Source organism: Pseudofulvimonas gallinarii (assembly GCF_004343305.1).
GTDB lineage: Bacteria > Pseudomonadota > Gammaproteobacteria > Xanthomonadales > UBA2363 > Pseudofulvimonas > Pseudofulvimonas gallinarii.
Map to the genome: position 1 here is coordinate 98,577 of NZ_SMAF01000007.1, position 23,576 is coordinate 122,152.

Consider the following 23,576-nt stretch of genomic DNA (forward strand, 5'->3'; position numbering starts at 1 on the left):
CGCTGCCGGTACGGTTCTGGAAACGCCGGACGTCAGCGTTGCCGACCGGCGCGGCGAAAGGCGTTGCGTCCCGCACCGCGACGCGCGGGTTTCCTCGCCGGCGCTGTTGAAGGCTTCGCCGGCGTGGCGTCGATGACCCGGTGCTCACCGGGCGACAGCTGTTCCAGGGTGTGTCCGCCCAGCGAGGTGCGGATCAGCCGCAGCGTCGGCAGCCCGACGGCTGCGGTCATGCGCCGCACCTGGCGATTGCGACCTTCATGCAGCGAGATCCGCAACCAGCTGGTGGGAATGGCCGCGCGGTAACGCACCGGCGGATCACGTGGCCACAACCAGTCCGGTGGCCCGGGCAGAACTTCAACCCGGGCCGGAAGCGTCGGCCCGTCGCGCAGCATGACGCCGTCGCGCAGGGGCTGGACGGTCGTCTCGATGGCTTCGCCTTCGACCTGCACGACGTAGGTCTTGGCGCGCTTGTGGCGCGGATCGGTGAGCCGGTGCGCCAGACTGCCGTCGTCGGTGAGCAGCAGCAGGCCTTCCGAATCCAGGTCGAGCCGCCCGGCGGCATAGACGCCGGGCCAGGGGATCCAGTCCGCCAGGGTCGGCCGACCCTGGCCATCGGTGAACTGGCAGAGCACGCCATAGGGCTTGTTGAACAGGACGATCACGGCGCGCTCAGGGCGCGCGGGGCGTCGCCGCCACCGCGCGCCGGGCAGGGATCAGTCCATGCTGGTGCGCTTGATCTCGTCGGCGCGCGGCTTGACGAAGCGCAGCGTCATGCGGTCGGACTCGCCGATCGCCTTGTACTTTTCCGCATCCTCGCCTTCCGGAACCCGCAGCGAAGGCGCCAGCGTCCACACCCCGTTCGGGTGGTCGGTGCTGTCGGCGGGATTGGCGTTGACTTCGCTCTTGCCGGCCAGCTCGAACCCGGCGGCGGTGGCCAGAGCGATGATGGCGTCCTCGGTCATGTAACCGGAGCCGGCGTCTTCGGCCGCCTTCGAACCCGGCTGCGCGCGGTGTTCGACCACGCCAAGCACGCCACCCGGACGCAGTGCGTCATAGAAGCCCTTGAACATGCCCGGTGCCGCGCCGGCGCCGACCCAGTTATGCACGTTGCGGAAGGTCAGCACCAGATCGACGCTGCCCGGTTCGCCGAACACCGGCTCGCTCATCGAGAACGGCGTGACGACGACCTGGTCATAGACCTCCGGGTTGGCGTCGAGCTTGGCGCGGAAGGCCTCGTTGCCGCGCGTGTAGTAGTCGCGCGAACGCTCGTTGGCGGCGGAGGCCGGATCAATCACGGCGGCGACCAGACGGCCGCTGCCGCGCAGCGCCGGCGCCAGCACTTCGGTGTACCAGCCGCCACCGGGCGTGACTTCGACCACGGTCAGGTCCGGCCTGAAGCCGAAGAAGGCCAGCGTTTCCTGCGGGTGCCGCCAGGCATCACGGGCGCGGTTCTCGTCGCTGCGGTGGGCACCGGACAGCGCGGCCGAAAGCGGATCGGCGGCCGGCTGTTCGACGACAGCGGATGCCGGTGCGGCCTGCGGCTCGGGTGCCGGTGCCGGTGCCGGTGCGGGCGATTGGGAGCTGTTGCAGCCTGCCAGCGCGGCGACGATGGCCAGCGACAGCAGGGAGCGCAGGGAGACGGTCATGACCAGGTCCTCGGAATGGGAACAGCCCGGAAGGCTAGCACAGCGTCATGGCGCCGAAACCGCCGCCAGTCATGGCCCGCCGCTGCACGACGGCGTGCACGGGCCACGCGGCTTTCCCACGCCTGCGCAGGCGCATCCGTCGCCGGTGCACCCATGCGATCGCGGCCGCGCTCAGTCCGCCTTCGCCTGCCGGCCCTCGATCCATGCCGTCATGGTGTCGTCCAGCACCGACAGCGGCACCGATCCCAGCGCCAGGATGGTGTCGTGGAAATCGCGGACGTCGAAGCGCTCGCCCAGCGTCGCCTCGGCACGCGCGCGCCATTCGCGCAGGCGGATTTCGCCGAGCTTGTAGGCCAGCGCCTGTGCCGGCCAGGAGATGTAGCGGTCGATCTCGGTGGTGATCTCGTGCTCGGACAGCGCCGTGTTGTCGCGCATGAAGGCCAGCGCGCGGTCGCGCGTCCAGCCCTTGGCGTGCATGCCGGTATCGACCACGAGGCGGCAGGCACGCCACATCTCGTAGGTCAGTCTGCCGAAGTCCTCGTAGGGCGTACGGTAGATGCCCATTTCCTTGCCCAGCCATTCGGCGTACAGGCCCCAGCCTTCGCCGAAGGCGGAGATGTAGGCGTGGCGGCGGAACGGCGGCTGCTCGCCCTGCTCTTCCGCCAGCGCGGCCTGCAGGTGATGGCCGGGCACGGCTTCGTGCAGGGTCAGCGCCGGCAGCGCATACAGCGGACGCGCCGGCAGGTTCCAGGTGTTGACCCAGTACCAGCCCGGCTCGTTGCTGCCGGCGGGCGCGCCGGCATAGCGGCCGGCGGTATAGAACGGCGCGATGGCGGCCGGCACCGGCGCCACGCCATAGGTGCGGCGCGGCAGCTTGCCGAAGTAGCGCGGCAGTTCGGCATCGATGCGCTTGGAGATCTCGCGGGCGTGCGTGAGCAGCTGGTCGGGCGTCTTCGCGTAGAAGCGCGGCTCGGTGCGCAGGAAGGCCAGGAACGCGGCGAAGTCGCCGTCGAAACCGACGCGCTCGATGATGGCGTCCATCTCGGCGCGGATGCGTGCGACCTCGTCGAGTCCGATGCGATGGATCTCGTCGGCCGACAGGTCCAGCGTCGTGTATTCCCGGATCTGGCTGCGGTAGTAACCCTCGCCCTCCGGCAGGTCGTGCGCGGCGATGGTCTCGCGCGCCGCCGGGATGTACTCGTCGCGCAGGAAGTCGCGCACGCGGCCATAGGCCGGCACCACCGCTTCGACGATCAGGCCGCGCGCCCTGTCCTGCACGGCGGCGCGGTCCGCTTCGCTCCACGCATGCGGCAACCGCGTCAGCGGGCGCCAGAACACGCTGTCCTCGGCATTGGCGACATCGGCATGGCCGGCGGCGGCCTCGTCACGACCCTGCATCACCACGCGCGGGATCGTCCGGCCTTCCTTGATCCCGGCACGCATGTTGGCGATCTGCTGGTCGAAATAGCGCGGAATGTCGGCAAGGCGGGCGAGATAGGCGTCGGCCTTTTCGCGGCTGTCCAGGCGCGTCCGGTCCGGCATCATCGCCACGCCGGCGAAGAAGCTGGAATCGCTGTTCATCGGCATCTGCCAGTCGCGGTAACGCAGGCCGGCGAGGCGGTCGTCGATCTGGTCGCGGAAGATGACGTAGTTGATGCGCTCGGCGGCGTCGAGGCCGGCTGGATCGATGCCGTCGAGTTCGGCGCGTACCGCCGTCCAGTGCTCAAGGCGTCGCGCCTGCGCCGCCGGTGAGACATCGGGCCAGCGCCTGGCGGGTGCATCGCCGGCACCGGGCGAGTCTTCCTGGCGGAACGCCCAGTCGCGCTCGTAGAGCGCCTTGAAGCGCGCCGCCGCCTCGGATGCGTCACTGGCGACGACGGGCAGGGGCGACGCAAGCAGCAGAATCGGGATGACGAGTTGCAGCAGCAGGCGCATGGCGGATTCCGTTCGGACAGTCGTTCCCGCCAGTCTAGCGCCGCGCCATCCGGTCCCAGTCCACCCGGCGCGGTGGCTTGCTCCGTTTGAGCGACGGGCTCCGCGTTGTGCGCAGCCCGTCGTGGCGAGCGGTCTTACTCGAAGCCGTCGGCGAAGAGGACGTCGCCGGCCACCGCCCGCAGCAGGATCCGCCGCGGCGACGAGGGATCGTCAGTGCTGACCAGCACCCGTGCCCGCTGCTCGCCGTCCTGTGCCGGCGTGACCTGCCAGTGCAAGGCACAGCTTTCGCCGGGTTGCAGGACGAACGGCGGGGCGGCGCAGGCGTCCGCGCCGGCGACGGCGGCGAACGGGGCCACCACCGCGCCGATGCCCTGCACCGCCAGCGGCAGCGGCTCGACGTTGCGCAGCACCAGCGTCGCCGTTGCCGGTTGGCCGACTTCAACGCCGCCGAAGTCGAGCACCGGCGTTTCGACATGAAGGCGGGGCAAGGCGCCGCGACCGGTCAGCACCACGCCGGCTTCGTCGTCGCCCGCCGTATCGATGGCCGGCAGCACCCAGATCGCGCGATGGGCCTGGACCAGGGCCGGGGAAAAGCCGACGACGATGTCGCAGTCCCCGCCGACGGCCAGCGTTTCGCCCGAGCAGCCGTCATCGACAACGGCGAACGGCGCCGGCGGCGCCGGCAACGGGTCGATGGCCACAGGCAGGTCGCCGGTCTGCGCCAGCCGGAGGATCGCCTGCCCGTTGCCGCCCGCGGCGACCGCGCCGAAATGCAGGGCCGCCGTCGCCGGCCTGTATCCGCCCGCATGGCCGCCGAAACGCAGGTTGCCGATCATCTGCGTGACGCCGGACAGGCTGCGCACCTCGACGCGCTGCACCGGCACGGGACTGATGAAGCCGGCGAACACGCCTTCCGAGGGCACCTTGCCGGACAGCATGAAGCTGCCGAGGACCTGGTTGTCGCGTCCAGTCACGGTGAAGGTCAGCGGCGAACCGGCCTGCCAGTCGAAGGCCTGCATGGCGACGGCGACCGGCCCGTCATCGAAATCGACGTAGGTGATGGTCGCCGGCGAGATCGCGCCGACGACGTTGGTCTGCAGGCCGCCGATGGGCGCGGCGAACGCCATCAGGCCGTAGCCATGGGCGCCGACATCGAGATTGCTGCGGATGCTGAAGCCGCGTTTGACCTGGCCCGGCTCGAAGCACACCGGCGCAAGGAATGCGGCGCCGGGCTGGCCCATTTCGCTGTTGACGGGCTCCCAGCAGGGCGAGGCCGTACCCATGCCGCGTGAGGAGAAATCCTCGTGCGTCAGCGCTATGTGCGCGGTCGCCGCCTGGAACTGCGCATAGGTCGCGAACATCTGCAGCACGTTGCCGCCCGTTGGCGTCGCTGGCGGCTGTGCGGTGTGCAGCGGCGATGCCGCCGCCCACTGCTGCCACGGACCGCCGGCCGGCTGGGCGAACGCGCCGGCACCCCCGAGAACGAGCACAGCGGCTGCCTGCGCCAGCTTGCGGGCCAGCGCCATGAATCCCATTGTCCTGCCGCTCATGGCGTCGCCTCCTCAACACTGCCGATGCCGTGGATGGAAAGAACCAGCGGTGCCGGGCTGAATTCGCCGGACACCTGCAGGCGTCCGAAGAACGTGTCGGCCCAGGCGGGTGCGAACGCGATGCGGATCGTGCAGGTGCCGCGTGCCGGCAGCGGTGCACCGCTGCAGCCATCGTCGGCCAGCGCATAGCCCTCGCCGTGCACGACGGCCGCGTCGAGCTGCCATGGCCGGTCGCCCGGATTCACGATTTCCACGGCCTGTTCGCCCGGTTGCCCGATCGCCTGTGCGCCGAAGCGCAGCCTGTCAGTCGAAAACCGGGGTGCCTGGGCCATGCCCCCGAACAGCAGGTTGTCGATCTGCGCGCCCGCACCCAGCTCGCGCGTGCCGAACTCGACCGCCGCGATCGGCACCTCTGAACTGAAACCGGCAAACGCCGGCTGGTTGAAGGCGGGCGGCATGACGACGAAGCTGCCCAGGCTGTTGTTGGCTTCATCGAAGGCTTCGACGGTGACCGGTGCCGCGCTGCCGTTGGCGCTGCCGTTGGCCAGCCCGAAGCCGAACACATCCGCGGCAACGACCGTTGGCCCGTGCTCGAACTCGACGCGGGTGTAGTTCAGCGATGAAGGCGAGAGGCGGTAGGGCCAGGCGCCGATCGTCAGCGACGGGAACTGGATGATGTCCCTGCCCATGGAGAGCACGCCATGGCCATGCGTCGAGTGGATCGAAAAGCCGTCGGCAAGATCGCCGGGCGCGAAGCAGGCGTCATCGGACCGGCTGCTCACCGGTTCGATGCAGGCGGCGAATTCCATCGGATCGAGGAAGCGCGCCATGCTGCGCTCGAAGTCCTCGCTGACGAAGGTCATCGAGCCCTGCGCGGCCATCCGCCCGACGTCGGCGCGCTGCAGCGGGGTGATGCCTGCGGCCAGGACGAGGGCAGGCGAGGCGACGAACGCGGCCAGCATGGCGGTCCGAAGTACGTGGTCCGTGCGGCTCATGGGGCACCTCCCTGGGTGGCGCGACCCGCCAGCGTGATGCCGTCGCCCTGGCCGTCGGCGTGGAACAGCGCCAGGTCGGCGTCGAATTCACCGGCAACCAGCGGATTGAAGGCGATGTCCAGCGTGCAGGCTTCGCCAGGCGCCAGGTCAATGCCCGCGGACGGACAACTGCCGCCGGTGCGCACGAACGGCGCCGGCACCGCGACAGACAAGCCGGTCTGTATGGCGACGGCGGTCGCGTTGCGGACGACGACCGTCTGCGTCGCCGAGGTGGCGCCGCTGGAAACGGCACCGAAGTCGAGATGGCCGGGTGCGGTCACCAGGCGCGACGGCAACACCTGCGCCGCCAGTTCCACCGACACGCCCGGTGCCGGTTGCCAGTGGTCGACATGCACGCCGCGGGCATCGCTGTCCAGCATCACCAGCACGTCGCAGCTGTCACCGGCGGCCAGCGTGCCGCCGCTGCAATCGTCGTCGAGCAGGGCGAACGGGGCCGGCGGCAGCTGAAGCGCCACCGGCAACGGCAGATGGCCGGCATTGCTGAAACGGGCGACCGCATGCGCGGCGCCGCCCTGCGGGACGGCGCCGAGATCGACGCGGTCCTGCGCCGCGGCGAGACGTCCAGCGCCGCCACCGAAGAGCAGGCGGCCGATCATCTCGCCGCTGCCATCATTGATCGCGTTGACCTCGACGCGGCGCACCGGGACGTCGCTGATGAAGCCCGCGAAGGCGCCGATGTTCAGCGCCGCCGGTTGCACAGCGAAGGCGCCGATCAGCGTGTCGTCTTCGGCGTAGGCCTCGATGCGGACCTCCAGGCCCTGCGTCGCGTCATACACGTCCATGCCGACGACGGTGGGATGCGGGTCGAAGTCGATGCGCGTCGGATTGCGCGGCAGGTCGAGCAGGTTGTTGCCGACGACTTCCGTCGGCATGTCGAACAGGTCGCGACCAAGCACGACGACATCGACGTCAAGGGCGTTGGCGTCGAAGATGCTGCCGCGGCTGCCGCGGATGCCGAAACCCGGCGCCAGCGTGCCAGGCCGGAAACAGGGATCGTTGGAGCGGTGGCCGAGCGCCTGGAAGCAGACGCGGACGCCTGTGGACGGTACGAAGCCGCCGGAGAAGTCCTCCTCGGTCAGCGCGAGGCCGGCGGCCGCGTCGAGCAGGGCCTGGCGATCGGCGAAGAGCTGCAGGCCGCCGCGGCCGGCCTCACTTCCGGCGGGCGCGCCGGTGGTGGCGCCGACCGGCCAGTGGTGTCCGCCCTGGTCTGTGGCGGTGGCGGCCGGCGCCAGCGCGGCGAGGATGGCGGCGAGTGGCCAACCGCATCGGGTGGCACGCCGGTTGGGCGGACGGGATCGACGCCCCTCCGCGTCGATCGGTTTTCCGGTTTTCATGTCGAGACTCTCCCTGGGTGAGACGGCTTGCGCCCGGTCGGCGGCAGCGTCCGACGCGTCCATGCGAGTCGGCCCTGCAACCAGTCGGGGACACGCACCGGCGGGTGCGGTCGTCAGGGAGTGTCGGCGCCGTGCCGGATGGGAACAACGGCAATCCGGAGCGGATTTCCGCCATGACGGAAATCCGCCATCACTTTTCCAGCAGCCGTCCGAGCAGGAAACCGGCCTGGAAGCGGGTGCGTGCGCCCAGCGCGCGCAGGATCGCGGCGAAACGCCGTTCCAGCGTGCGCTGGGCGATCGACAGTTCGTGGGCGATCGCCTTGTCGTTCATGCCCAGGGCGAGCAGGTCGAGCAGGGCTTCCTCGTCGGCGTCCAGGCCAAGGCCGGCCATGCGCTGGTGTGCGGCGGCATCGCCGGCCAGGCCGACCGGCGCACCGCGCTGCCAGAGGATCTCGAACAGCGCGTACAGCGCATCAAGCAGCGCCGAGGAACGCACGACCAGGATATGGCTGTCACTCTGCTCGAGTTTCAGCGGAATGATCGCGACACGGCGGTCGGCCATCACCAGCTTGAACGGCAGGTGCGGCACTTCGCGCGCCTCCACGCCGGCGTCGATTTCGGCGTTGAGATAGCCGATGCCGCCGGGCGCATTGAGGTATTCGCCATCGACGATGGTGCGGAAGCGGACATCACGTTCGCGCGCCTGCAGCAGCAACGAGACGTCATACGGCGGCTCCATGCGCGATACGCGCATGGGCAGGCGCATCAGCGTCACCACTTCGTGCGCGGCGCCGATGTAGAGCTGTTCGAAGACCAGGCGCTCGCCTTCGCGACTGGCGATCAGTTCGACCATCTGCTCGGGCCCGCCGCCGGCGCGCCCGGCCGCCGCCGCTTCCTGCAGTGCCTGCGCGGTCACGCGTGCGCGCTGCAGCGATTCCTGGCGCTTCAGGATCAGCGCCTCGATCGCCAGGTCCGGCGGGGCCACGAAATAGCGTCGCGGCGTTTCCGGCGAATGCCGGACCAGGCCGTTGAGTTCCAGATGTTCCAGGGCACGCAGCGTGGTGCGCTTGCCGAGTGCCAGCGCCGCCGTCAGCTCGCTCAGCGTCAGGCCATCATGCAGGACCAGGTGCCGGTAGATCCGCTCGTCGACCGCGGAAATACCCAGCACCGACAGTGAGTGGCCTTCGCTGTTGCTTTCCAGTGCTCCGCTCCCGTTCCGGCGCCGACACCGGCGCCACCGCCTTCGTCCGTTGAACGCGGAAGAGTGTACCCGTCCAGGGCGGACGCACCAGCCCACGACTGCACAGGCGCTCCTGCCATCCGTCTGCCGCGATGCGGCCGGTATCCGTCGCCTGACCGGCACGCAGGGCCGGATACGGCGCCGGACAGGACTTACCATCGGCGTCCAGAAACCGCGAACCGGGGAAACCGACATGTCTGCTGTCCGTCGTGCACTTTGGCTGCCGCTGTGTCTGCTGCTGGGCCTGTCCAGCGCGCAGGCCGGGCCGGGCTACTACCGCCATCCCGCCATCCACGGCGACACCGTCGTCTTCACCTCCGAAGGCGACCTGTGGTCGGTGGCCGCCAGCGGCGGCGCCGCGCGTCGCCTGACCACACATGCCGCCGAGGAGACACGCGCGGCGATTTCACCGGACGGCCGCTGGATCGCGTTTTCCGCCACCTATGAAGGACCGCGCGAGGTGTACGTGATGCCGATGGCGGGCGGCCCGCCGCGGCGCCTGAGCTTCGACAACGGCAATGCGCAGGTCATCGGCTGGAGTCAGGACGGCAAGGTCCTCTACGCCGGTGCCGGCGATGCCGGCATCACCTGGTCTTCGGCCGTCGCCGCCATCGACCCGCAGTCGCTGGCGCGCAGCGTGTTTCCGGTGGCCGAGGCCAACGACGCGGTGGTCGATCCCGAAGGCCGCTGGCTGTATTTCATCCGCTACGGACTGGCGATGACCGGCGACAATGCCCGCGGCTACCGGGGCGGCGCGCTGGCACAGCTGTGGCGTTTCGACCTGCGCGGTGGCAGCGAAGCCGAGCGCATCGGTCCGCGCGATGCCAACCTGCGCCGGCCGATGTGGTGGAACGGCCGCCTGCTGGTGATCGCCGACATCGACCATCGCGACAACCTGTGGTCGCTGGCCGCCGATGGCAGCGATCCACAGCCGCTGACGCGCCATGCCGACTTCGGCGTGCGCAGCGCACAGCTGCACGGCGACCGCGTCGCCTACCAGCTCGGCGCCGACGTGCATGTGTTCGACCTCGCCAGCGGGACCGACACGCGCCTGGACATCCACCTGGTCTCCGACTTCGACCAGCGTCGCAGCCGCTGGATCGACGATCCGCTGCGCTATCTCGACGCTGTCGCCTTCGCGCCGAAGGGCGACCGAATCGCCGTCAACGCGCGCGGCCGGGTGACGCTGGCCGGACTGGGCGCGCTGCGTCACGTCGATATCGGCGCCGCCACGCAACGGCTGGCCAGCCCGGTCATCAGTCCGGACGGCCGTTGGCTGTATACGATCAGCGATGCCGGCGGCGAACAGGAGATCTGGCGCTTTGCCGCCGACGGCAGCGGCACCGGCGAGGCACTGACCGATGATGGCGGCGTGCGGCGATGGTCGCTCTGGCTGTCGCCCGACGGCCGCCATCTCGCCCACGACGACAAGCGCGGTCGCCTGTGGCTGCTGGACACCGAAAACCGGCGCAACCGCCTGATCGACGACGGCGGCGTCGACGGCGCCGAAGGCTACGACCAGGTCGCCTGGTCGGCCGACAGCCGCCACCTGGTGTTCGTGCGCCAGAGCCGCGAGGTCGGCCGCTCGCGGCTGGCCCTGTTCACGCTGGCGGAGAACCGCCGCGAATGGCTGACCAGCGATCGCTACCACAGTCATTCACCGGCCTTCAGTCCCGACGGCCGCTGGCTGTGGTTCCTGTCCGACCGCGACTTCCGCCTCGCCAACGGTTCACCCTGGGGCGACCGCAACACCGGCCCCTTCTTCGACCGCCGCACGAAGATCTACGCGCTGTCGTTGCAGCCGGACCAGCGCTTCCCGTTCCTTGCCGACGACGAGCTGTCGCTGTCCGCGGCCGACAACGGCAGGCGCGAAGGCAGGGCGGACGAGAAGGACGGTGCGAAGGCGGAGCTGCCGGCACTGGTTCGCGAGGGCCTTGCCGAACGCCTGTTCGAAGTGCCGCAGCCGGGTGGCAACTATCGTCGTCTGCAGGCCGGCAAGGACAAGCTGTACTTCCTCGACGGCGACTGGAACAGCGCGGCGCTGAAGTCGCTGCCGGTCGGCAACAAGGGCGAAGCGGCGACGCAGGTGGAAGGCCGCGTCGTCGAGTACGCGCTGTCGGCCGACGGCAGCAAGGTGTTCCTGCGCACGGCCGGCAATGGCGACCGCGACTTCGGCCAGTTCCTGATCGCCGATACCGCGACCAAGCTGCCGGATGACCGCAGCCGGGTCACCGTCCGCCTGCAGGACTGGTCGCTGCTCATCGACCCGCCGGCGGAGTGGCGACAGATGTTCGCCGACGCCTGGCGCATGCACCGCGACCACTTCTTCGATGACCGCATGCGCGGCGTCGACTGGCAGGCGGCGCGGGCCCGTTTCGAGCCGCTGTTGCCGCGTCTCGGCGATCGCCACGAGCTCGCCGACGTGCTCGCGCAGATGATGGGCGAACTGGGCGCGCTGCACTCGCAAGTGCGCGGCGGCGATGCCCGCGACGCCGATGACGGTGCCGAAGCCGGTGGCCTGGGTGCGCGCCTGGAACCGGTGCGCGACGGCCTGCGCATCGCCGACATCCTGCGCGGCCCGCCGGAGCTGCCGGGCGAACGCTCGCCGCTGCAGGCGCCGGGCGTCGACGTCCGCATCGGCGACGTCATCACGCACATCAACGGCCAGTCCGTTGCCGGCGCGCGCCATGTCTCGGACCTGCTGCGCAACCAGGCCGGTCGCCAGGTCCTGCTCTCGCTGCGTCGAGGGGGCGGCGACTTCAAGGCGGTCGTGGTGGCCACCGATCGCGCCGGCGAGGAACGCCTGCGCTACAGCGACTGGGTGGAGCGCAACCGCGGCAAGGTCGAGGACGCCGGCGAAGGCCGCATCGGCTACCTGCACCTGTATGCGATGGGTGCGAACGACATCGCCACGTTCGCGCGCGAGTTCTACGCCCAGTTCGATCGCGACGGCCTGATCATCGACGTGCGCCGCAACCGCGGCGGCAACATCGATTCCTGGATCATCGAAAAGCTGCTGCGCCGCGCCTGGGCGTTCTGGAAGCGTCCGAACGGCCAGCCCTACACGAACATGCAGCAGGCCTTCCGCGGCCATCTGGTGGTGCTCACCGACGCCTTCACCTATTCCGACGGCGAGACTTTCGCCGCCGGCGTGAAGTCGCTGGGACTGGCGCCGCTGATCGGCGCGCGCACAGCCGGCGCCGGCATCTGGCTCAGTGCCGGCAATGCGCTGGTCGACCGCGGCATCGCGCGCGTGTCGGAGTTCCCGCAGTACGGCGTCGACGGCCAGTGGCTGATCGAGGCGGTCGGCGTGCAGCCGGACATCGAGGTCGACAACCTGCCGCATGCCACCTTCAATGGCCATGACGCGCAGCTGCAGGCCGGTATCGACTGGCTGCGGCGCAAGCTCGCCGAAGCGCCGGTGCCGCCGCTGCGCCCGCGGACGATCCCGCCGCTGCTGGCGGATTGACGCAACCTTGCGGATGCTGGACGCCCGCACCCGCGGGCGTCCTCGACGGGTCGTCCGCCTTGGCTAGACTGGGCCGCATGTCCCATCGCCATCGACCCATGAAAGACGACGCCTCCTGCGCGCAGCGCGCGCGCCGCCAGTTCCTTCGCCAGTCACTGCTTGCCGCCGGCGTGCTCGCCATCGGGCCCCGCCTGGTCGGGCGCGCGTTCGCTGCGGCCACCGATGGCGGCCTGGAAGCCTGGGACTACGGTCCGCTGCTTCCGGCAAACGCCCATGGCCTGCGCCTTCCAGCAGGCTTTTCGTCGCGCATCATCGCGCGCGCCGACGAGGTGATCGGGCGCAGCGGCTATGCCTGGCACCGCGCGCCGGACGGCGGCGCCTGTTTCGCCGCCGGGGACGGCGGCTGGGTCTATGCCAGCAACAGTGAACTCGGCCCGGGCGCCGGCGGCGTTGGTGCCGTGCGCTTCGACCCGCAGGGCAACATCGTCGACGCCTATCGCATCGCCGACGGCACCACGCGCAACTGCAGCGGTGGCCCGACGCCCTGGGGCACCTGGATCACCTGCGAGGAAACCGAGCGCGGTCGTGCCATCGAGTGCGATCCCTTGGGCCGTCGCCCGCAGCGCGAGCTGCCGGCCCTTGGCTGGCTCTACCGTGAAGCGGTGGCCATCGACCCGCGGCACGGGCACGTGTACCACACGGAGGACCGCCATGATGGCCGCCTCTACCGCTCGCGTCATCCGGATTATCCTGATCTGGGTACCGGCGTGCTGGAAGCGGCGGTGATGGAACCCGGCGACATCCACCAGCCGCGCCGGCTGCGCTGGATTCCGGTGCCACACCCGAACCCCGATGACAGCCAGCCGTATACACGCCTGCAGGTGCCCGAGGCCACCGTCTTCGATCGCGGCGAAGGGATGTGGTACCACGCCGGCATGGTGTATTTCACGACCACCGCCGACAACCGCATCTGGGCCATCGACTGCGCCGCGCAGACCATCCAGTGCATCTACGACCGTGAAGCGACCTCCCCGGCCGGCATCGCCACCGGCGTCGACAACCTGTGCGCCACGGCGGACGGCAACCTGCTCGTCGCCGAAGACGGCGGCGAGCTGCGCCTGGTCATGGTGACGCCGGAGGGTCGCGCCGCACCGCTGCTCCAGGTCGAGCATGAGGGCTCCGAACTCGCCGGCCCGGCTTTCAGTCCGGACGGCACGCGGCTGTATTTCAGTTCCCAGCGCGGTCCGGCGGTGGATGGCAACTACGGGGTGACCTTCGAGGTCAGCGGTCCGTTCCGCGGCGCGCGCGCTGCCTGACGGCGATCGCGGACGTCGTCGCCTACGGCGTGCGGCGATCCGGAAAAACGGAAGGGCCCGGTTCGCACCGGGCCCTTCGTCGATCACGCCAAGGCCGCAGCGAGCACTTCACTCCGGTCGCGCCTTCCATCAGGCGGGCGAAATCCCAGGTGACGTGCTTGCTGGCGATGGCGCCGGCCATGCCCTCGGGCCTGTCAGACCCGGCGGCGTGGACCATTGCTGAATCCATGGTCCAGGAGTAGATTCGCGCAAGCGCGGAACAGGTGACGATTATGCGAGCGACGACCGTTGTTGGCTGGACCGCCGCGGTTCTTGCCGTCAGGGCTGTCGCCTGGACTGGCGAAGTGACCGTCCCGCCCGACGCGTTGGCCTCGGCGGCGCAAGTCTGATCGGTGCCCAACCTCCAGATACCCGAGAACACGCCCGCAGGAATCACCTCCCAACTGGCGGTGCCCGGTTCGGGCATGGCCACCAACCTGCGTGTCCGTCTGGGCATCTCCCACACTTGGGTCGGTGACCTGATCGTGCGTCTGACGCATGCAGCCAGCGGCGTGACGATCACGCTCATGGATCAGCCAGGCGTGCCGCCCGGAACGTTCGGTTGCAGTGGTAAGCATGTGTTCGTGGTCGCCGACGACAGCGCGGTGGGAACGCTGGAGAGTGCCTGCGTGAGCGGAATCCGGCCTATCAGTTCGAAGGGAGCTACAAGCCGAACCAGCCCCTGGCCGTTTTCGGGGCCCTGCCGCTCGCCGGAGTCTGGCAGCTCACCGTCAGCGACAATTCTGCTGGCGACACGGGGACGCTGGTCTACTGGTGCATCGTCCACGAGGACCAGATTTTCCGCAACGGATTCCAGCCCTAGCGCGCGATCCGCGATCCGCGGGCCATGGACCTCCATGCCCCGAAGATCGGCGTGCGGAACCGCTTCCGCACGCCGCCCGGACTACATCGCCGCAATGACGCCGTCGGCGAACTGCGAGCACTTCACTTCGGTCGCGCCTTCCATCAAGCGGGCGAAATCGTAGGTGACGTGCTTGCTGGCGATGGCGCCGTTCATGCCCTTGATGATGAGGTCGGCGGCTTCGGTCCAACCCATGTAGCGCAGCATCATCTCGCCCGACAGGATCACCGAGCCCGGGTTGACCTTGTCGAGGTCGGCGTACTTCGGCGCGGTGCCGTGGGTGGCTTCGAAGACCGCATGGCCGGAGACGTAGTTGACGTTCGCACCGGGGGCGATGCCGATGCCGCCGACGCAGGCGGCGAGCGCGTCGGAGATGTAGTCGCCGTTGAGGTTCATGGTGGCGATCACGTCGTACTCGGCCGGACGCGTCAGGATCTGCTGCAGGAAGGCGTCGGCGATCACGTCCTTGATGACGATGCCGGCGCCCGGCTTGCCGTCGGGAATGATGTGCCAGGGGCCGCCGTCCAGCTCGACGGCGCCGAAGTGTTCGCGCGCGACCTGGTAGCCCCAGTCGCGGAAGGCGCCTTCGGTGAACTTCATGATGTTGCCCTTGTGCACCAGGGTCACCGACTTGCTGCCTTCGCGGATCGCGTAGGAGATGGCGCTGTGGACCAGGCGCTCGGTGCCGAGGTAGCTCACCGGCTTCAGGCCGATGCCGACCTGTACCGGCGCCGGGCGGGCCGGACCGCCGATCGACTCCAGGCGCTTCTGCCAGTCGCCGCTCTTCTTTTCGCTGCCGAAGCGGATCTTGTCGAAGTCCCGGGCGAAGGTCTTCTCGACGAACTCGAGCAGCAGCTTGGATTCCGGCGTACCAGCGGCGTATTCGATGCCGGCGTAGATGTCCTCGGTGTTCTCGCGGAAGATCGTCATGTCGACCTTCTGCGGTTCGCGCACGGGGCTGGGGACGCCGTCGAACCAGCGCACCGGGCGCAGGCACACGTACAGGTCGAGCAGCTGGCGCAGCGCGACGTTGAGCGAACGGATGCCGCCACCGACCGGCGTGGTCAGCGGACCCTTGATGGAAACCAGGTAATCGCGGCAGGCCTGCACGGTTTCGTCGGGCAGCCAGTTACCGGTCTGGTTGAAGGCCTTCTCACCGGCCAGCACTTCCATCCACTTGATGGAGCGGGCGCCGGCATAGGCCTTGGCGACGGCGGCATCGAGCACGCGGACGCTGGCGCGCCAGATGTCCGGACCGGTGCCGTCACCTTCGATGAACGGCACGATCGGATGATCGGGTACCTGCAGCGCACCGTTGACGATGCTGATCTTTTCGCCACCGGATGGCGGCACCAGTGTCTGGGTCATGATTGCTCCAAGTCTGCGTTGGCCTGCCGGACGGCAGGACGCGGGACCGCCATTGTCGCGCGTGCGGCGCTGCGGGTGAAGGGCGGCGGTGCCCGGAAGCGGCGGGCGTGCCCCTGGGGGTGCGCCCGCGAAGCCCTTGGCGCCGCGTTGCCGCGGCGCCGCGGCGGGGTCGTTACTCGATCGAGAACGACTTGCTGGAAACGACGTTGCCGTCCAGCGTCACGTCGACCTGGTAGGTGCCGGTCGGGAAACCGTCTTCCATGTTGATGCGGAACAGGTGGCGCGACGGTCCGTCGGTGTCGATGCGGTGTTCTTCCTGGTGGACCGCCTGGCGGTCGGCGCCGTAGGTCCAGTTGGCCCCCAGGGTCGCGTTGCCGACGCCGGTGGTGTGGACGACCGCGTGGATTGCATCCTTGGGCGAGAAGGCGCCGGTCATCGGCACGGCATCGCCGCTTTCGGTCAGCGCGTTGCCCAGTTGCACGTCGGCGACGGCCAGCGGCGCGGCAGCCGGGGCCGGCGGCGGTGCCGGGGTGGCGGCCGGTGCCGGCGACGGAGCGGGCGCGGGTGCCGGAGCGGGCTCGTCCTTCTTGCAGGCGGTGAGGCCGGCGACGGCCAGGGCGAGGACAAGGGCGGTGGGACGAATACGGTTCATGGTGTCTCCCGGATCTGTTGGGTCTTCGAATGCACGGTGATGCTGGCGTTATGGCGAACGGCCGGAATGGCGACAACGGCCGCGATGGCCGCGGATGGCCTCCGCGGCCGGCCGTCGGTCATCCGGCCGCGCGCCGTCAGGTCGCTGTCGGTGCCGGCGGGATCTTCAGGACCCAGCCGATCTGGATCAGGTCCGGGTTCTTTATCACGTCGCGGTTGGCTTCGTAGATCAGGGTCCACAGCGACGCCTTGCCGTAGATTTCCTTGGCGATCTTCGACAGCGAGTCGCCCTTGGCGACGGTATAGGTCGGCGTGACCGTCGTCGAATTGACGGGCATCAGGCCGGGCTCGGGCACTTCGTCGGCCGAGGCGAATCCGCCCTTGACCTTGCTGAAGTCGGGCTTCGGTGCTTCCGGTGCCGGCACCGGATCCGGGAGGCTGGCAAAGCCACCCTTGACCTTGGAAAAATCGGGTTTGACGGGATCGGAACTCATCGCAGGAACCTCCTGGATCTGCGGGTGGACATGACAGCGCTTATACAACGGTCGGGTTAACGGGGCGTTATCCCGCCGCGCCAATGATGCCGCCACGGGGCATCGTCGTGCCGGATTATTTTCAGCCCGCTTCCAGCGGCGCCAGTTCGGCGTCCGGGAAGGGTCGGGGCTTCGAGAACAGGTAGCCCTGCAGCTCGTCGCAACCATGCGCGACCAGCCAGTCGCGCTGCCCCTGCGTCTCGACGCCTTCGGCGACGACGCGCAGCGAGAGGCTGTGCGCAAGGGCGATGATCGAGGCGCAGATCGCTTCCTGCTGGCGGTCCTCGAGCACGTCGCGCACGAAACTGCGATCGATCTTCAGGCGCGTGACCGGCAGGCGGCTGAGGTAGCCCAGGTTGGAATAGCCGCTGCCGAAATCGTCGATCGAGACTTCGACCCCGAGCGCACGCAGGTTCTCGATCGCGCGCACCACCCCGCCCGGGTCGGCGAGGATGACGCTTTCGGTGATCTCCAGTTCCAGCATCGAACCGGGCAGTCCGGTTTCCTCGAGAACCGAGGCGACTTCCGCGACCAGGTCGTCGTGCATGAACTGCTGCGCCGACACGTTCACGGCGACGCGGCAGGGCCGGCCGACCAGGCGTGACAGCTCGCCCTGGCGGAGGCATGCCTCGCGCAGCACCCAGCGCCCGATCGGCACCATCAGGCCGGTTTCCTCGCAGATCGGGATGAAGCGTCCCGGTTGGCGCAGGGCACTGGGACCGTTGGGCCAGCGCAGCAGCATCTCCGCGCCGCTGACTTCGCCCGTGCGCGCGTCGTGCTGGGTCTGGAAGTACAGGGCCAGCTCCTTGCCGAGGTCGGCCTGGCGCAGGCGCGACACCAGTTCGAGGCGGTTGCTGGCGGTGCGGTGAAGGACATCGGAGAACATCGCCGAACGGTTGCGGCCCAGGCGCTTGGCCTCGTACATCGCGGTGTCGGCGCTGCGGATCAGCGTATCGGCGTCCTGGCCGTCGCGCGGCGCGATGGCGACGCCGATGCTGACGGTGAGGAACTGCGTCGCGCCCATCACCTCGATCGGCTCGGCGACCACCTCCTGGATGGTCCGGATCAGCTCGTCGGCGGCATCGGCGTCGGCCAGCAGCATGAATTCGTCGCCGCCGAAGCGGCCGAGCGTGGTGCCCGGGCCGATGCTGCCGAGCAGGCGTTCGGCGACGGCGCAGATGACGTTGTCGCCGACGGCATGGCCGAGGGCATCGTTGATGAGCTTGAACTGGTCGAGGTCGATGAAGATCACCGCCAGCTCGCCGTGGTCGGAACCGGTGGCCAGCCAGGCACGCAGGCGATCCTTCAGCGCGCGCCGGTTCGGCAGGCCGGTGAGTTCGTCGTGCTGCGCCTGATGCGTGAGGATCTGTTCGAAGCGCAGCTGCTCGGTGAGGTCGCGGACGATCACCTGCAGCCCGCCACCGCTGCTGTCGTGATAATCGGAGACCGACAGTTCGGCCAGGTAGTGGCCGCCATTGGGCAGGTGGACGCGGACCTGGCGGCGCACCGCCTGCCACTCGGGATCATGCAGCGAACCGACGACGTCGGCGTCGAACAGGGCCTCGATGCGGCGGCCGACCAGCGGCTGGCCTTCGCCGTCCTGCAGGGCGAAGCCGGCCGATGGATTGGCGAACACGACCGCGCCGTCGCGCAGCACCAGCAGCGGCAGCGGCAGTCGTTCGATCAGCCCGCGGTAGCTGCTTTCGCGCTCGGCCAGCGCCTTCTGCGCGGCCAGCTCGCGTGAGCGGTCGAGGACGCCGCCAACCATGCGCACGGCGCGGCCGCTGTCGTCACGGAGAATGTAGCCGCGGTCCTGGACATGGGCATAGCCACCGTCGCGGCGACGGTAGCGGTACTGCGCTTCCCAGTCGTCGGAACCGCCGTCGAGGGCCGCCTTGATGCCCTTCACCACCGCCTCGCGGTCGTCGTCGTGGATGCGCTGCGCCCAGGTGTCCAGCGAGCTGTCGTCGAGCTCGGGATCGGCGCCGAAATGGTGGTAGTAGCTGTCGCTCCACCACAGGCTGCGGTGGTTGGCGTCGAAATCGTAGATGGCGTCGTTGCTGACGCGGGCGACGAGGCGGAAGCGGGCCTCGCTGTCGGCCAGCTCGGCTTCGGCGCGCACCTTGTCGGTGAAGTCGAGGCTGGCGACCAGGCGCGCCTCGCGGCCCTCGAAGCTGACCGGCGTGCTGTAGATGCGCACGTGCACGATGCGGTTGTCGCTGGTGATGTGGCGCCACATCAGGCCGTTCTCGGCGGTGGCATCGGTCAGCGCCGCGGCCTGCAGGTCCGGCGCGGTGTCGGGAACCGCGAGGTCGGACAGGCTCATGTCCAGGAACTGCAGCGGCGACCAGCCGTACAGCTCGACTGTCGCCTGGTTCACGGCGACGAAGCGCCGGCTTTCAAGGTCGAAGACCCAAAGCGGCACCGGGCTCAGCTCGAACAGGTAGCGGTACTGCGCTTCGGCGAGCGCGAGGCGCTCCTGGGCCTCGGTGACATCGGTGACGTCGAGCAGCGTGCCGGTAAGCACCTGCACGCCGCGGCGGTCGATGCGCGGGCGGGCACGCAGGCGCAGGTGCCGGACACGGCCATGGTGACGCAGGATGCGCATCGGGATGTCGACGGGGACGTCGTTCACCACCGCCTGGTGCAGCTGCATCTCGATCGCCTCGCGCTCGCCGGGTTCGACGCGCGCCAGCAGCGCGCCGTAGCCCAGGCGCCGTGGCTGCGGATCCAGTTCGAGCAGGCGCTCGACTTCCTCCGAACACATCAGCTGGTCGGTCGCGGTTTCCAGCTCCCAGAAGCCCAGGCCGGCGATCTCCTGCACCTCGCTGAGCCGCTCCTGCTCCATGCCCACTTCGTTGGTGGCGGCCAGCGCCGTGTTCCAGGCGCGCCGGATCAGGCCGATGGCGGTCAGCAGCACCATGGCCATCAACACGAAGGTCGCCATCGCCGCCCAGACCAGGCGCCACCATCCGGAGAGGATGCGCGACTGCTCGCGCTCGACGGCGACCACCAGCGAATGGTGTGGCAGCCGTTCGAGCGCGACCGTCCGGTCGGCGCCTTCGGCGGCACCCTGGCGGACGCTCCGGATTTCGCCGCCCACGGCCGCCTGCTGCCAGGTATCGAGGGTCATGCCTTCGGCGGCGCGGTAGCGGTCGCCATCCTGGTGGCGCGCAACCAGCGGGCCGTGCTCGTGGAACACCAGCACGCCGCCACCGGGACCGACATTGATGCCGGCCAGCAGGCCGTCGAGCGCGTGCACGTCGAGCTCGCCGACCAGCCAGCCGATGCGCGGGTGGTCGAGCGGCAGGATCATGCGCATGAACCAGCGGCCCGAACCCAGCTGGCGCGGTGGTTCGACCAGCGGCCGGCCGGCGGCGAGCCAGGTCTCGCGCTGCGCCAGGATGCCGGCATCGAGGGCGCGCGCGCCGCTGCCGCCATCGAGCACGCGGCCATCGGGGTCGACGATCAGCAGCTCGTCCAGCGCCGGAACGCTGGCCCTCAGTTCCGACAGCGCGGCAAGGCTGCGACCCAGGTATTCGCCATCCTCCACCGCCAGCCGGGCGACGGCGCGCAATGCCAGCGCATGCGTATCCAGGTAGCGGTCGACCATCGCGGTGACCGACTTCGACAGCGACGACAGCTCGCGCGCGGCGTTGTCGAGTTCGCTGCGGCGCAGGTGACCGAGCAGCAGGACCAGCAGGATCAGCACCAGCACGATGACCACGCCGCCGGACATCCACAGCAGGCGCGGCAGACGCTGCTCGGCCAGCTTGGGCAGGGTGCGGATCATCGTCCGTGGCGGTCCAGGATGGGCGGCCGGCTCGACCGGCCAGATACCGGCACGGTAGCGCCGATGCCTGGACCGGACAAGGCGCCTGGCACGATCATGGCTGGCCCAGGAAATCCAGGCTCAGGCGCAACATCGCGCGCGTGCCCAGCGCCAGTGCCGACTCGTCGAGGAAGAACTCCGGCGAGTGGTTGCTGGGCGCCGTGCGCGGATCCCGGTCGACCGGCGTCGCGCCGACGAAGAAGAAGAACCCGGGCACGCGAAGCGCATACTCCGAGAAGTCCTCGGCGCCCATGTTCAACGGCATGGCGATGACCTTGCCGGCGCCCGCCACCGCTTCCAGCGAGGGCCGCATGCGCGCGCTCAGGGCCGGGTCGTTCGAAGTGACCGGATTGCCGTCCTGGTCGGGCACCTGGGCATCGACGGTGGCGCCGTGCGCGGCGGCGACGTTCGTCGCGATGTCGATCAGGCGCTTGAATACGTCCTGGCGCATGCCCTCGTCGAAGGTGCGGATGGTGCCGATCAGTTCCACTTCATCGGGAATGATGTTGTAGCGGATGCCGCCCTTGATGGCGCCGAAGCTGACCACGACGGGCTGGCGGCTCAGGTCCATCTGCCGGCTGACGATGTGCTGGGCCGAACCGATGATGTCGGCGGCGGCGACGATGGGATCGACGCCACCCCAGGGCCGCGAGCCATGGGTCTGCCGCCCCTTGACGACGATGCGGAAGCGGTCGGAAGCGGCCATCAGCGGACCGGCGCGGTAGCCGAGTTCGCCGGCGCGCAGCGTCGAGAACACGTGCAGGCCCATCACCGCATCCGGCTTGAAGCGCTCGAAGATGCCTTCCTTCAGCATCATGAGGGCGCCGCCGTCCTCGCCTTCCGGCGGACCTTCCTCGGCGGGCTGGAAGATGAAGAGCACTTCGCCTGGCAGCTGTTCGCGCACGCTGGCCAGGGCCTGCGCCACGCCCATGAGGATCGCGGTATGCGCGTCGTGGCCGCAGGCGTGCATCACGCCGACGGTTTCGCCGCGGAACTGCGCCGTCGCCTTCGATGCGAACGGCAGGCCGGTGCGCTCGGTCACCGGCAGCGCGTCCATGTCGGCGCGCAGCGCCAGCCGCGGGCCCGGAAGCCCGCCGCGCAGCACGGCGGTGACGCCGGTATGGGCGATGCCGGTGCGGACGTCGTCGAGCCCGAGCGCGCGCAGGTGGCCGGCGACCAGTGCGGAGGTACGGTGCTCGCGGTTGCCCAGCTCGGGATGTTCGTGCAGGTCGCGCCGCCAGCCGACGACCGCTGCCTCGACGCTGGCGGCGAGCGTGTCGGCATCAGGTGCGGCGACTTCGGCCGACACGGCGGGCGCCATCGCCGCAGTGATGACAGTGGCCAGCAGCGTGGCCGACAGGCGTGGATATCGCATCAGTGTGGTCCTCCCTGCGGCAAGTATGCGCCAATGTCCGGGCGTCGGGGCCGCTCCGGCGCATCCGGTCCGGCCAGGCGCAATGCCGCCGCGACCATCACCGCCAGCACCGGCCAGAACAGGTAGCGGTATTCGGCGCTGGCGGCGAGCAGCGGCAGCGGCGCCGCGAAGCACATCGCCGAGACCATCACCGGCAAGAACAGCGCATGCACGGGCCGGCGCAGGCTGGAGAGGACCAGCGCGATGCCCGCCAGCAGGTAGGGCCAGGCGGCGAACAGCGGCGTGGTCGCCAGCACCGAGAACGCGCGCATGACCGCGGCGTCCCAGGGCCATGCCGCTTCCACGGCCGGTCCCACCGGCGCCGCGACGCGGCCCGGCGCGATGGTGAGCGACAGCGGCATCTGCGACTGCCGCAATCCCAGCAGCAGGCCGGTCATCTGTGCACGGTGGCGGAGGAATTCACCCGGGTGGTCCCGCCATGCCGACCACCAGGCGCGATCGAGATCGGCGCGCTGCTGCGCGGTCAGGTCCTGGAAGGTGGCGATCACCAGCTTGCGGGTCTCGAAGGCCGTGATCAGGGCGTAAGGCTTGAGCACCGCGCGCAGTTCGTCGACCTGAAGCGGCTGCTCCTGCATGCTCCGGGGAATGAGCATCTGCCCTGTGCGCACGGACAGCGCCGCCAGGTCGCAGGTCTGCAGCAGCGGCCAGACCGCGCGTTCGGTGACCGCGGGCAGCTTGTTGGGCAGGGCGGCGACCACGGCGATCACGGCGGTGACCGCCAGCGTGGCGACGGTCCGTTGCACCGGCGACCCGTGCAGGCGTGGCCAGCGCCCGCTCCAGTACCACAGCAATGGCAGCACGAACGGCAGGGCGTTGTGCCGGAACAGGCAGGCGCCGAGCAGCACCATCGGTACCAGCCAGCGCAATCGCCGCGAGGGACGGCGCCGCTCGCGCAGCAGCAGCGCGCAGGCCCAGAGCGCGAAGAACGCCGTCGGAATGTCCTTCCACAGGTGCGCGACCATGCCCAGGTTGGCCGGCCACAGACCGATCAGCAGCACGGTCAGCAACTGGGCGCGCGCGCCGCGGAACAGCTCGAAGGCCAGCCAGGCCAGCGCCGACCAGTAGCCCGCTGCGAACAGCACGAACAGGCCACCGGAACCCGGCCACCACGGATCGATCCACGACCACAGCATCGCCATCGCGACCGGGTGGTCGCTGGTGTAGGCGCCGGTGCGGGCATGCCAGAGCTGCACGGCCGAATCGACGCTCAGCCAACCGGGATGGAACAGCAGCAGCGTGACCGCGAAGCCGGCGAGGGCAGCCCACCAGGCGGCGTGGGATCGCGTGGCGTGTGCGGATGTCACGACCGTT

At 69.6% G+C, this 23,576-nt stretch carries 17 protein-coding genes; 3 read left to right on the forward strand and 14 right to left on the reverse strand.

Annotated elements, in window-relative coordinates; translation table 11 throughout:
- Nucleotides 1-32 precede the first annotated feature (32 nt).
- From EDC25_RS06760 to EDC25_RS06790, 7 genes are all read right to left on the reverse strand, one after another.
- The gene (locus EDC25_RS06760; RefSeq protein WP_123521387.1) at nucleotides 33-662 is read right to left on the reverse strand and encodes a pseudouridine synthase; all 630 of its coding nucleotides are present in this window, start codon (nucleotides 660-662) and stop codon (nucleotides 33-35) included.
- 51 nt (nucleotides 663-713) lie between these two features.
- A complete protein-coding gene (locus EDC25_RS06765; protein WP_123521386.1) occupies nucleotides 714-1,646 on the reverse strand; it encodes a class I SAM-dependent methyltransferase in 933 nt (310 codons plus the stop codon).
- 171 nt (nucleotides 1,647-1,817) lie between these two features.
- On the reverse strand, nucleotides 1,818-3,581 hold the full coding sequence (locus EDC25_RS06770; protein WP_123521385.1) for a DUF885 domain-containing protein: 1,764 nt from the start codon (nucleotides 3,579-3,581) through the stop codon (nucleotides 1,818-1,820).
- 134 nt (nucleotides 3,582-3,715) lie between these two features.
- A complete protein-coding gene (locus EDC25_RS06775) occupies nucleotides 3,716-5,131 on the reverse strand; it encodes a choice-of-anchor D domain-containing protein (protein ID WP_123521384.1) in 1,416 nt (471 codons plus the stop codon).
- Complete coding sequence (locus tag EDC25_RS06780; RefSeq protein WP_123521383.1) at nucleotides 5,128-6,126, reverse strand: hypothetical protein; 999 nt, start codon at nucleotides 6,124-6,126, stop codon at nucleotides 5,128-5,130. The genes EDC25_RS06775 and EDC25_RS06780 overlap by 4 nt, the downstream gene beginning before the upstream one ends.
- Nucleotides 6,123-7,520 (reverse strand): choice-of-anchor D domain-containing protein, encoded by a 1,398-nt coding sequence (locus tag EDC25_RS06785; RefSeq protein WP_132577342.1) that lies wholly within the window; start codon nucleotides 7,518-7,520, stop codon nucleotides 6,123-6,125. The genes EDC25_RS06780 and EDC25_RS06785 overlap by 4 nt, the downstream gene beginning before the upstream one ends.
- A gap of 190 nt (nucleotides 7,521-7,710) precedes the next feature.
- Nucleotides 7,711-8,688 carry a helix-turn-helix domain-containing protein gene (locus EDC25_RS06790; protein ID WP_164483961.1) on the reverse strand — a complete coding sequence of 326 codons (978 nt, stop codon included), beginning with the start codon at nucleotides 8,686-8,688 and terminating at the stop codon, nucleotides 7,711-7,713.
- A 265-nt stretch (nucleotides 8,689-8,953) separates the two neighbouring features.
- Between EDC25_RS06790 and EDC25_RS06795 the strand changes: the two genes are divergently transcribed.
- Nucleotides 8,954-12,229: a S41 family peptidase gene (locus tag EDC25_RS06795; RefSeq protein ID WP_123521380.1), complete on the forward strand. Its 3,276-nt coding sequence runs from the start codon at nucleotides 8,954-8,956 to the stop codon at nucleotides 12,227-12,229.
- Nucleotides 12,230-12,327: 98 nt separating this feature from the next.
- Nucleotides 12,328-13,545, forward strand: a complete 1,218-nt coding sequence (locus tag EDC25_RS06800) for an alkaline phosphatase PhoX (protein ID WP_123521379.1) — start codon at nucleotides 12,328-12,330, stop codon at nucleotides 13,543-13,545.
- 22 nt (nucleotides 13,546-13,567) lie between these two features.
- On the opposite strand, the gene EDC25_RS06805 is transcribed toward EDC25_RS06800, so the two are convergent.
- Complete coding sequence (locus EDC25_RS06805) at nucleotides 13,568-14,113, reverse strand: hypothetical protein (protein ID WP_132577343.1); 546 nt, start codon at nucleotides 14,111-14,113, stop codon at nucleotides 13,568-13,570.
- A 171-nt stretch (nucleotides 14,114-14,284) separates the two neighbouring features.
- Here EDC25_RS06805 and EDC25_RS15155 point away from each other — a divergent pair, with 171 nt between their 5' ends.
- Nucleotides 14,285-14,407 carry a proprotein convertase P-domain-containing protein gene (locus EDC25_RS15155; RefSeq protein ID WP_484573171.1) on the forward strand — a complete coding sequence of 41 codons (123 nt, stop codon included), beginning with the start codon at nucleotides 14,285-14,287 and terminating at the stop codon, nucleotides 14,405-14,407.
- Nucleotides 14,408-14,488: 81 nt separating this feature from the next.
- Here EDC25_RS15155 and icd read toward each other — a convergent pair whose 3' ends face one another.
- The 6 genes from icd to EDC25_RS06840 all read right to left on the reverse strand — a co-directional run bounded on the left by icd (nucleotide 14,489) and on the right by EDC25_RS06840 (nucleotide 23,569).
- The gene (gene icd, locus EDC25_RS06810; protein WP_123521377.1) at nucleotides 14,489-15,814 is read right to left on the reverse strand and encodes an isocitrate dehydrogenase (NADP(+)); all 1,326 of its coding nucleotides are present in this window, start codon (nucleotides 15,812-15,814) and stop codon (nucleotides 14,489-14,491) included.
- Nucleotides 15,815-15,986: 172 nt separating this feature from the next.
- Nucleotides 15,987-16,466 carry a hypothetical protein gene (locus EDC25_RS14905; RefSeq protein WP_205984902.1) on the reverse strand — a complete coding sequence of 160 codons (480 nt, stop codon included), beginning with the start codon at nucleotides 16,464-16,466 and terminating at the stop codon, nucleotides 15,987-15,989.
- 136 nt (nucleotides 16,467-16,602) lie between these two features.
- Nucleotides 16,603-16,959, reverse strand: a complete 357-nt coding sequence (locus EDC25_RS06825) for a LysM peptidoglycan-binding domain-containing protein (protein WP_123521374.1) — start codon at nucleotides 16,957-16,959, stop codon at nucleotides 16,603-16,605.
- 121 nt (nucleotides 16,960-17,080) lie between these two features.
- Nucleotides 17,081-20,791, reverse strand: coding sequence for a bifunctional diguanylate cyclase/phosphodiesterase (locus EDC25_RS06830; RefSeq protein ID WP_123521373.1), 3,711 nt, complete (start codon nucleotides 20,789-20,791; stop codon nucleotides 17,081-17,083).
- Between the two features lie 94 nt (nucleotides 20,792-20,885).
- Nucleotides 20,886-22,151 carry an amidohydrolase gene (locus EDC25_RS06835; RefSeq protein ID WP_243695108.1) on the reverse strand — a complete coding sequence of 422 codons (1,266 nt, stop codon included), beginning with the start codon at nucleotides 22,149-22,151 and terminating at the stop codon, nucleotides 20,886-20,888.
- Between the two features lie 53 nt (nucleotides 22,152-22,204).
- Nucleotides 22,205-23,569 (reverse strand): hypothetical protein, encoded by a 1,365-nt coding sequence (locus tag EDC25_RS06840; protein WP_123521372.1) that lies wholly within the window; start codon nucleotides 23,567-23,569, stop codon nucleotides 22,205-22,207.
- Between the last annotated feature and the right edge of the window lie 7 nt (nucleotides 23,570-23,576).